Consider the following 10,208-nt stretch of genomic DNA (forward strand, 5'->3'; position numbering starts at 1 on the left):
TGAACAAGGCGCTTCAGCTTTTCTTATGCTATAATTTTGACAGAAGAATGGAGTGAACATGATGGATCATAACCAATTAGGTATTCAATATATGCAAGAAGGAAAATGGGAAGAGGCAGCGAAGATTTTTATGGAAGCAATCGAACAGCATCCAACAGATCCTGTTGCCTATATTAACTTTGGCAATGTTCTTTCCGCAGTTGGTGAGGTTGAAAGAGCATTAAAGTTTTATGAAAAAGCAATTGAAATAGATGATAATGCGGCAGCTGCCTACTATAGTGCCGGTAATTTATATTATGAGCTTGAAAAGTTTGACCAAGCAAAAAACATGTTCGAGACAGCAATGAAAAAAGGCTTAGAGTCCGGTGATAATTACTTTATGCTTGGTTTAACTTTAGTAGCCCTTGAACAAGGAAAATTAGCGTTGCCTTATCTTCAAAGAAGCACTGAGCTTAATCCAAATGATGCGGAAGGCTATTTTCAATATGGATTATGTTTAGCACAGCTTAATTTTGTGGATGAATCTATTTTACAATTAGAAAAATGTATAAAGATTGATTCTGACCATGCTGATGCTTACTATAATCTCGGCGTTGCTTATGCTTTTAAAGAGGATGCAGAAAAAGCACTAGTACATTTCGACAAGGCTCTCGATATTCAACCGGATCATTTACTTGCTGGATACGGAAAAAAACTCATTGAAAAAGGAAGTTCCGACGTCCAATAATTGTAGAAATCATGAGGGAAAGGAGGAAAAATGATGGAGAAACAGGACTCCTTAGACTTGTTTGCCGAACAAGGAAAATACATAAAGGGAAAGCATCTCGTTACCATCTTTCATAATGAGCAAAACCTATATACAGTTTTACGCATTCGGGTAGAGGAAACGAATGATCAATATGAGGATAAAGAAGCAGTAGTAACGGGGTATTTTCCAAAGATGCATGAACAGGAAACGTATATTTTTTATGGAGAATTGAAAGATCACCCGAAATTTGGAGTCCAGTTTCATGCCAATCATTTTCGCAAGGACATCCCTCAGACGAAACAAGGTGTCGTCAATTACTTATCTAGTGAGCTGTTTAAAGGCATTGGGAAAAAGACGGCTGAAAGCATTGTTGAAACATTAGGGGAAAATGCGATATCAAAAATTCTTAACCAGCCGTCCCTGCTTGATCAAATTCCAAAATTAGCGCCGGATAAAGCAAAAAACTTATATGATACATTAATGGAACATCAAGGTCTTGAACAGGCAATGATTGCTTTAAATCAATATGGTTTCGGTCCACAATTATCTATGAAGATCTATCAAGCTTATAAGGAGCAAACGATTGATGTAGTTCAAAATAATCCATATAAGCTTGTAGAGGATATTGAAGGTATTGGCTTTGGCAGAGCAGATGAATTAGGGTATCAGATTGGGATATCAGGAAGCCATCCAGATCGAATTAGAGCGGCCTGTTTATACATACTTGAAACGGAAAGCATGCAGGCTGGGCATGTGTATTCGGAGGCAAGAGCGCTATTGCCTAGTGTGAAAAAGCTGCTTGAAGAAAATAAGCGTGATGGGATTGAATTCGAAAGTATTTCTAATGAAATTGTTAAGCTTGGAGAAGAAGGAAAAATAATTATTGAAGAGCAGCGTTTGTATGTGCCTTCTCTTTATTTTTCAGAAAAGGGGCTTGTCACCAACATTAAAAGGGTTTTACAGCAAACACAATATGAAGATCAGTTTCCGGAGTCTGAATTTCTTCTCGCTTTAGGAAAACTGGAGGAGCGGTTGAAGGTACATTACGCACCAACTCAAAAAGATGCTATTCAAACGGCCTTAATGTCGCCGATGCTCATATTAACAGGTGGCCCAGGTACTGGCAAGACAACAGTAATAAAAGGGATTGTTGAACTATATGCGGATCTGCATGGCTGCTCATTAGACCCAAAGGATTATAAAAAGGAAGAACCTTTTCCGTTTATCTTAGCTGCGCCAACTGGCAGGGCTGCCAAAAGAATGACAGAGTCAACAGGCTTGCCTGCAGTAACAATTCACAGACTTCTTGGATGGAACGGGACGGAAGGGTTTGATCGGCACGAGGAAAACCCGTTAGAAGGTAAAATTATCATTGTCGATGAAACATCCATGGTTGATATTTGGCTTGCTAATCAGCTCTTTAAAGCAATTCCGGAAAATATGCAGGTGATTTTAGTAGGAGATGAAGATCAGCTGCCATCGGTTGGTCCAGGGCAGGTGTTAAAGGACTTACTCTGTTCAGAACGGATCCCAACGGTTAAATTAACGGATATATACAGGCAGGCAGAAGGTTCATCCATTATTGAGCTTGCACATGAAATGAAAAAAGGCAGGCTCCCAGCTAATATTTCCGCCCAGCAGGCTGATCGTTCCTTTATTAAATGCAATCCTGGACAAATTGCAACTGCGATAGAAAAAGTTGTTTTAAATGCAAAGAAAAAGGGCTATACGGCAAAAGAAATTCAAGTGCTGGCACCGATGTATAAGGGACCTGCAGGAATTGATCGCCTAAATGAGATCATTCAGGAGATATTTAATCCAAATGATGGATCACGAAAAGAAATAACTTTCGGCGATGTAAAATACCGAATTGGCGATAAAGTTCTTCAACTAGTAAATCAGCCGGAAAACCATGTTTTTAATGGCGATATGGGTGAAATTGTGTCGATTTTTTATGCGAAAGAGAATACAGAGAAGCAAGATATGGTTATCGTTTCTTTTGACGGAGCTGAAGCAACGTACACAAGACAGGATTTAAATCAAATTACACATGCGTATTGCTGCTCTGTACATAAATCGCAGGGAAGTGAATTTCCTATTGTTATACTTCCCGTTGTTAAAAGCTATTATCGAATGCTTCGAAGAAATTTGCTTTATACGGCCATCACACGCAGTAAGCAGTTTCTAATCCTTTGTGGGGAAGAGGAAGCTTTGAAGATAGGTGTGGAAAGAGCAGACGAGCAAACGAGACTAACAAGCCTTACTGAAAAGCTTAAAGAAGCAATTATAGAAAATTTCCCTCTAGAACAAGAAAGTGAACTAGATCCAGCTTCTTTAACATATGAAGAGGAATTAATGAATATCGACCCGTTAATCGGGATGGAGAATATCACGCCGTATGATTTTATGGAAATAGAAAATACCTAAAAAGAACAGCCAATAAAGGCTGTTCTTTTTTAATTAAGAAAAGGGGCGTTAACATGAGAAAATGGAATGAAGAGGCAGCACTAAATAATAATTTAAACTCAGTGCAAATTCAAACATCTACTCTTATCAATAAGAAGCAGGAGCATGAGTTTTCTGAAGAGCTTTCTGATGGCGGTGAGAGAAACGAGAGGTTCAACAAACCAAGATACAATAAACATTAACCGCCTTTTTTGCTGGTGAGAATGGAAAGCGTTTCACATTATTTTTTTATTATTGTGAAGCAAACTAAGAATGTTCCGGGAAGGTGGGACAAACTTTTGCGGACATTTTCATTATTAAAAGGACTTCCAGTAATTGAATTAAATAGCGGCGCCAAAATTGGCGAGGTTTGTGATATTTGCATATCTGGCAGCGGGGTTGTTAGAGGCTTGCTTGTAAGAAAAGGGGCCTTGCTGAAAAAAACGTTTCATTTGAGTGTTCAGGACGTGGCTTCCTTTGGATGGGACGGAGTTATGATCGAGAGCCAAGCAATCCTGACTCCAATTAAAAAGCCACATGAATTTACATTTGAAGGAAGAAATCGTTTAACAGGAAAAACGATTATGACAAGTGAGGGAGAGCGTCTTGGCTTATTAGAAGATGTATATTTTCAGGAAGAAGTGGGGACAATTGTAGGGTATGAATTATCGGATGGGTTCTTTTCAGATATGCTGGAAGGAAAACGCGTAATCAAAACCGAATTGCCCCCAGCAATTGGAAAGGATACCATCATCGTAAATGTTAAAGAGTGAGGTGTCTTTCCATGCTGAAATGTCCCAACTGCCAGAGTAAGGATATCGGAAAAATTGGAATAAGCCAATATTATTGCTGGAGCTGCTTTATTGAGCTTTCTTTATCTAAAGGTGTGATCAATACACATCAGGTGGAAGAAGACGGAACATTAAGTTCACTTGATGATTTGTTTGAAGAAGACGAACGCCGCTACCTTTTATAATTATAAAAAATCGAGGTGAGGCAATTGAATCGAATGTTAACCTCAGCGCTTGTTTTTGGTGCAGGAATGGCAGCATATGGCCTGGCACAAAAAAATAATCTAATGTCGGAACGGCAAATGAAAAAACTGCAGAAACGAATAACAAAGGCTTTGTTTTAAAAAAACAGGGACTGACATCTTTTTAGGTGTCAGTCCTTTTTGCATAAATCCAAAAGTATACACTCACAATAAGAGGAGGAGGGTACAGTGTGGATATTCGATTAAAATGGTATTACCGATTGGGATTTCTCCTTTTATTATTTATTGTTGTATTTGTTTTTTTAAAGCTTCAGCAATTATGGATGCCTATATTAAAAATTGTTTTAGCCGTTTTCTTTCCATTTGTCATTGCTGCCTTCATAACCTATTTGCTTCATCCGATTGTCAAAAAGCTGCATGAAAGTGGATTACATAAGGGAGCAGCCGTTTTTTTTATTTATATTCTATTTTTCGGCGGAGCAGGTTTTGCACTTTATAAAGGAATTCCAGCTTTTATACATCAATTAAGAGACTTAACTGAAAATGCACCGCAATTTGCAAATCAATACAGAGAATGGATTGAAATCATTCAGCATAAAACCTCTACTTGGCCGGATGGATTGCAAATTAGAATTGATGAAGGAATATTAGCCATGGAATCGGAGTTAGATAAGCTGCTATCTAAAAGTGTAAACATATTATTAAGTATTTTAAATTACTCCTTAGTCATCGCTATTATTCCTTTTATTTCTTTTTACATGTTAAAGGATTATGAAATTATGAAACGAACCGTATGGTATGTAACCCCGAGAAAGTGGAGACAGGAAGGTATTCTTTTTTTACGTGATGTTGATAAATCGTTAGGAAGCTATATTAGGGGGCAGCTTTTAGTTTGTGTGATCGTTGGAGCCATTTCTGCTCTGCTATTTTGGGTTGTTGGGATGAAATATCCCCTTCTCCTTGGCATGCTAATTGGGGTTACAAATGTTATCCCTTATTTTGGACCCATTTTTGGGGCGATCCCAGCTGTGATTATCGCTTCCACTCTATCAATAAAAATGGTTATCATCTCCATCGTTATTGTTTTTGTTCTTCAATTTGTTGAAGGCAATATTTTGTCACCCTTCATAGTTGGAAAAAGCTTGCATATGCATCCGCTTGTGATTATGCTAGCACTCCTTGCCGGAGGAGAAGCTGGAGGTGTAATTGGTCTGATTATTGCAGTTCCTATTTTAGCGGTAATCAAGGTGAGCCTTATCCATGCAAGATCTCATTTTGTAAAAGGACCAAATCCGAAATTTACCCGTTCTTGACAAATCTATTTTGAACTCGATATAATTCGACTATAATCAAAAGTATAAGTATAACATGAAGAAGGAACGAGTATGTTATAGTCCATCTAATTGTCTAGCGAAAGTCGCCTAGCCCCTCTTTGGTCTAAGCCAATCCGCCAGTAAGGTTAAAGAACAACCTTCCAGCCGGCTTGTCTTATGCTTGTCGGGGCTGACCAAGGCACTTACGCTTTTCGAGTCAGAAAGGGAATTCCTAGGCTGGAAGAATTCCTAGGTGAAGGATAACAGAACGCTAATCCGGAGTGCAGCTAATTCCTGCCGTCTATCCGCGTTAAGGATCTAAGAGATGAATAGAAGGCGAAGCTTTTCTATTCAAATCAGGGTGGTACCACGAGATAGCTCTTCGTCCCTGTCCGGGAGGAGGGCTTTTTTTGTTTATAAAAATAATTTTTAGGAGGCTATATACATGAAACAATTATCTGGATCAGAAATTCGTCATTTATTTTTAGAGTTTTTTAAAGAAAAAGGGCATGCGATTGAGCCGAGTGCATCACTTGTTCCGCATGAGGATCCTTCCTTACTCTGGATTAATAGCGGTGTGGCGACCTTAAAGAAGTATTTTGACGGCCGTGTGATTCCTGAAAACCCAAGAATCACGAATGCACAAAAGTCTATTCGGACAAATGATATTGAGAATGTTGGTAAAACAGCACGCCATCATACTTTCTTTGAAATGCTTGGCAATTTTTCAATTGGTGATTATTTTAAAGTAGAGGCAATTGAATGGGCATGGGAATTTCTAACGGATGAGAAATGGATCGGTTTTGATGAGGAAAAATTATCTGTTACTATCCATCCAGAGGATCATGAGGCTTTTGATATTTGGCGACAAAAAATCGGTGTTCCCGAGGAAAGAGTCATTCGTTTAGAAGGGAATTTCTGGGATATCGGAGAAGGTCCAAGCGGTCCGAATACAGAGATTTTCTATGATCGCGGACCTGAATATGGAAATGACGTAAATGATCCAGAATTATATCCTGGCGGTGAAAATGACCGATATTTAGAAGTATGGAATCTTGTGTTCTCAGAATTCAATCATAATCCTGATGGCACATATACTCCGCTTCCGAAAAAGAACATTGATACTGGAATGGGACTTGAACGAATGGCTTCAGTCGTTCAAAATGTGCCGACAAACTTTGATACAGATTTATTTATGCCGATTATTCATGGAACAGAAGAGATTTCAGGAGAAAAATACGGTGTGAATAAAGAAATTGATGTTGCATTTAAGGTGATCGCGGACCACATTCGTACAGTTGCTTTTGCGGTCGGTGATGGGGCACTTCCATCAAATGAAGGACGCGGCTATGTATTGCGCCGATTGCTGCGAAGAGCTGTACGCTATGCAAAGCAAATTAATATAAACCGTCCATTTATGTACGAGCTAGTCCCTGTTGTAGGCGAGATTATGAATGACTTTTACCCGCAAGTAAAAGAAAAAACAGAATTCATTCAAAAAGTAATTAAGAATGAAGAAGAGCGTTTCCATGAAACATTACATGATGGTTTAGCCATTCTTTCATCTGTTATTAAAAAGGAAAAAGCAGCTGGAAAGAATACGATTCAAGGCGAAGATGTCTTCCGTCTATATGATACGTATGGATTCCCGGTTGAACTAACAGAAGAATATGCAGAAGAAGAAGGCATGAAAATTGATCATGAAGGCTTCGAAAGAGAGATGGAGCTTCAGCGTGAACGTGCTCGTGCAGCTAGACAAGACGTTGATTCCATGCAAGTCCAAGGCGGTGTGCTAGGAGAAATAAAAGTTGAAAGCAAGTTTGTCGGCTACGATAACCTAGAAACTGATTCAACTATTGCAGCGATTATTAAAGACGGTCAATTAATCAATGCAGCAGAAGCTGGTGAAGAAGTACAGCTGATTTTGGATATTACACCATTTTATGCGGAAAGCGGCGGACAAATTGCTGACCAAGGATTGTTAGTGGGTGAAGGATTAAGAGTTGCTATTAAGGATGTCCAAAAGGCGCCAAACGGGCAGAACCTCCACCGTGCAATTGTAGAAGCAGGAAGCTTAAAAGAAAATCAACAAGTAAAAGCAACTGTAAACGAATTAATCCGTTCTAAAGTAATTAAAAACCATACGGCCACACATTTGCTTCATCAAGCATTAAAGGATGTGCTTGGAACGCATGTAAATCAGGCTGGATCACTTGTTGAACCAGATCGTTTACGTTTTGACTTCTCTCATTTCGGTCAGATTACTTCTGATGAATTAGAAAAAATCGAAAGTATTGTGAATGAGAAAATTTGGCGCAGTATGGATGTGGAAATCGATTTTAAAAACATTGAAGAAGCAAAAGCAATGGGTGCAATGGCATTGTTCGGCGAAAAGTATGGGAAGATTGTTCGTGTTGTTCAAGTTGGCGACTATAGCCTAGAGCTATGCGGAGGATGTCATGTACCTAACACTTCGACAATCGGGTTATTTAAAATTTTATCTGAGAGCGGAATTGGAGCAGGTACTCGTCGAATTGAAGCTGTTACAGGTGAGGCAGCTTATCAATTATTAAATGACCAGATTGGTATTCTTAAAGAAGCTGCAGCGAAATTAAAAGCGAACCCGAGGGAATTGGCTTCAAGAATTGAGACTTTACTTGGAGAAATGAAGCAGCTTCAGCGTGAAAATGAATCATTAGCAGCAAAATTGGGCAATATTGAAGCTAGCAGCCTTGTATCCAATACGAAAGAAGTCAATGGAGTAACCTTATTATCAGCAAAAGTTGCTGCGACAGATATGAATAACCTGCGCAATATGGCAGATGATTTAAAGAATAAGCTTGGCTCAGCAGTCGTTGTTCTTGGCAGTGTAAATGAAGGGAAAGTAAATTTAATTGCCGGTGTCACAAGTGATCTGATTGAAAAAGGATACCATGCTGGAAAAATTATTAAGGAAGTTGCTACACGATGCGGCGGAGGCGGCGGAGGCCGTCCAGATATGGCACAAGCTGGCGGAAAAGACCCGGAAAAGCTCGAAAGCGCATTGAATTTTGTTGAAGAATGGGTCAAATCCGTTTGATAACCGAGCAAAGTAGTGTAGAATGAAAGAAAAGCGGAATCGGCTTGTTCAGACCCGACAAGCATAAGACAGGCCACTGAGGAAGGCGTACTTTGCCTTCAACAGGGGAATGGCTTATGACTCGAGGGTCTAGCCGATGGAGCTGGACAAAGAAAAGCGGAAGGCGCTTGCCCATCGGCGACAAGCATAAGGCAAGCAGGCAAGAAGGTTGTTCTTTAACCTTCTGGACTGAATGACTTATGACCTCGAGCCGATAGCGCCTGCAGCTGGACAAAGAAAAGCGGGAGGTGGCTTGCTCAGGGGCGACAAGCATAAGACAGATCGGCTGGAAAGTTTGTACTTTAACTTTCTTGCCGAGATGGCTTATGACCTCGAGCCCCTAGCCACCGGAGCTGGACAAAGAAAAGCGGAAGGTGCTTGCTTTAGCGCCACGCTTAACGCTCAATCAAAAAAGAGGTGTAAAGTATGAGCTCATTTGATAAAACAATGAGGTTTAATTTTCCTGAAGAGCCAATCGAGCATGATGTGAACCAAGTGCTGTTCCAAGTGTACGAGGCTCTTCAAGATAAAGGGTATAACCCAATCAACCAAATTGTTGGTTACCTTCTTTCTGGGGATCCTGCGTACATCCCCCGTCATAAGGATGCACGTAACATTATCCGCAAACTTGAAAGGGACGAAATCATCGAAGAGCTTGTTAAATCATACTTGAAGCAGCAGCGAAAGGGATAAAGTATGCGGACAATGGGATTGGATGTCGGCTCAAAAACAGTCGGCGTAGCGCTAAGCGATGCATTTGGCTGGACAGCGCAAGGATTAGAAACCATTAAGATTAATGAAGAAGAGAATGATTTTGGTTTCGAGCAATTAGGAAAAATAATAAAAGAACATGAAGTAAGTAAAATCGTTGTCGGTCTGCCAAAAAATATGAATGGGTCAATCGGTCCGCGCGGAGAAGCCAATCAAAAGTTTGCTGCGGAGCTTGAAAAGCTTTATCACTTACCTGTTATATTATGGGATGAGCGTTTGTCAACAGTAGCTGCTGAAAGGGTTTTACTTGAAGCGGATGTCAGCCGTAAAAAAAGAAAAAAGGTCATAGATAAAATGGCTGCCGTTATGATTTTACAGGGCTTTTTAGATAGCAAAAATTAATGAGGTGAAGAAAATGGAACACGGAGAAAAAAATATTACAGTCGTAGATGAAGAGGGCAACGAGCAATTATGTGAAGTGCTTTTTACATTTGATTCTGAGGAATTCGGAAAATCATATGTCCTTTATTATCCAATTGGTGCGGAAGAAGATGAAGATGGAGAAATTGATATTCATGCATCTGCATTTATTCCAAGCGATGATAATCAGGACGGTGAACTTATTCCGATTGAACCAGATGCGGATGAAGAGTGGGAAATGATTGAAGAAATGCTAAACGCATTTCTTGCAGAAGAAGAAGAGGAATAATAAAGGAAAAAACTGGCTCGTCTGCGGACAAGCCAGTTTTTTTATGGGAAAATTTGTTTGTTTTCTTTGATTTTTGTATTAATTTGCGACTGCTAAAAGAAAATATAGTATAATAAGCCGAGATGTAAAAAAGCAAGTTGACAAGACAGCCTTAAGCTGAAAATGTAAAG

Annotated in this window: 11 protein-coding genes; all 11 read left to right on the forward strand. The window is 39.6% G+C overall.

Features of this window, described 5'->3' with window-relative positions; all coding sequences use genetic code 11:
- Nucleotides 1–61 precede the first annotated feature (61 nt).
- The 11 genes from C1726_RS18265 to C1726_RS18315 all read left to right on the forward strand — a co-directional run bounded on the left by C1726_RS18265 (nt 62) and on the right by C1726_RS18315 (nt 10,038).
- The gene (locus C1726_RS18265) at nt 62–727 is read left to right on the forward strand and encodes a tetratricopeptide repeat protein (protein ID WP_102274463.1); all 666 of its coding nucleotides are present in this window, start codon (nt 62–64) and stop codon (nt 725–727) included.
- 33 nt (nt 728–760) lie between these two features.
- Complete coding sequence (gene recD2, locus C1726_RS18270) at nt 761–3,175, forward strand: SF1B family DNA helicase RecD2 (protein WP_102274464.1); 2,415 nt, start codon at nt 761–763, stop codon at nt 3,173–3,175.
- Between the two features lie 53 nt (nt 3,176–3,228).
- Nucleotides 3,229–3,396, forward strand: coding sequence for a hypothetical protein (locus tag C1726_RS26275; protein WP_180968238.1), 168 nt, complete (start codon nt 3,229–3,231; stop codon nt 3,394–3,396).
- Nucleotides 3,397–3,492: 96 nt separating this feature from the next.
- A complete protein-coding gene (locus C1726_RS18275; protein WP_102274465.1) occupies nt 3,493–3,966 on the forward strand; it encodes a PRC-barrel domain-containing protein in 474 nt (157 codons plus the stop codon).
- An 11-nt stretch (nt 3,967–3,977) separates the two neighbouring features.
- Entirely contained in the window at nt 3,978–4,169 is a 192-nt protein-coding gene (locus C1726_RS18280; protein WP_053477116.1) for a hypothetical protein, read from the forward strand.
- A gap of 33 nt (nt 4,170–4,202) precedes the next feature.
- Entirely contained in the window at nt 4,203–4,328 is a 126-nt protein-coding gene (locus tag C1726_RS18285) for a YrzQ family protein (RefSeq protein ID WP_322091020.1), read from the forward strand.
- Between the two features lie 89 nt (nt 4,329–4,417).
- Nucleotides 4,418–5,500, forward strand: a complete 1,083-nt coding sequence (locus C1726_RS18290; protein ID WP_102274467.1) for an AI-2E family transporter — start codon at nt 4,418–4,420, stop codon at nt 5,498–5,500.
- Between the two features lie 445 nt (nt 5,501–5,945).
- On the forward strand, nt 5,946–8,579 hold the full coding sequence (gene alaS / locus C1726_RS18295) for an alanine--tRNA ligase (RefSeq protein ID WP_102274468.1): 2,634 nt from the start codon (nt 5,946–5,948) through the stop codon (nt 8,577–8,579).
- 465 nt (nt 8,580–9,044) lie between these two features.
- On the forward strand, nt 9,045–9,311 hold the full coding sequence (locus tag C1726_RS18305; protein ID WP_053477113.1) for an IreB family regulatory phosphoprotein: 267 nt from the start codon (nt 9,045–9,047) through the stop codon (nt 9,309–9,311).
- A gap of 3 nt (nt 9,312–9,314) precedes the next feature.
- Nucleotides 9,315–9,731 (forward strand): Holliday junction resolvase RuvX, encoded by a 417-nt coding sequence (ruvX, locus tag C1726_RS18310; RefSeq protein WP_142385101.1) that lies wholly within the window; start codon nt 9,315–9,317, stop codon nt 9,729–9,731.
- 13 nt (nt 9,732–9,744) lie between these two features.
- Entirely contained in the window at nt 9,745–10,038 is a 294-nt protein-coding gene (locus C1726_RS18315) for a DUF1292 domain-containing protein (RefSeq protein WP_053477111.1), read from the forward strand.
- Nucleotides 10,039–10,208 lie beyond the last annotated feature (170 nt).

Origin of the sequence: Cytobacillus massiliigabonensis, from assembly GCF_900199725.1 — a bacterium.
GTDB classification, from domain to species: Bacteria; Bacillota; Bacilli; order Bacillales; family Cytobacillaceae; genus Cytobacillus; species Cytobacillus massiliigabonensis.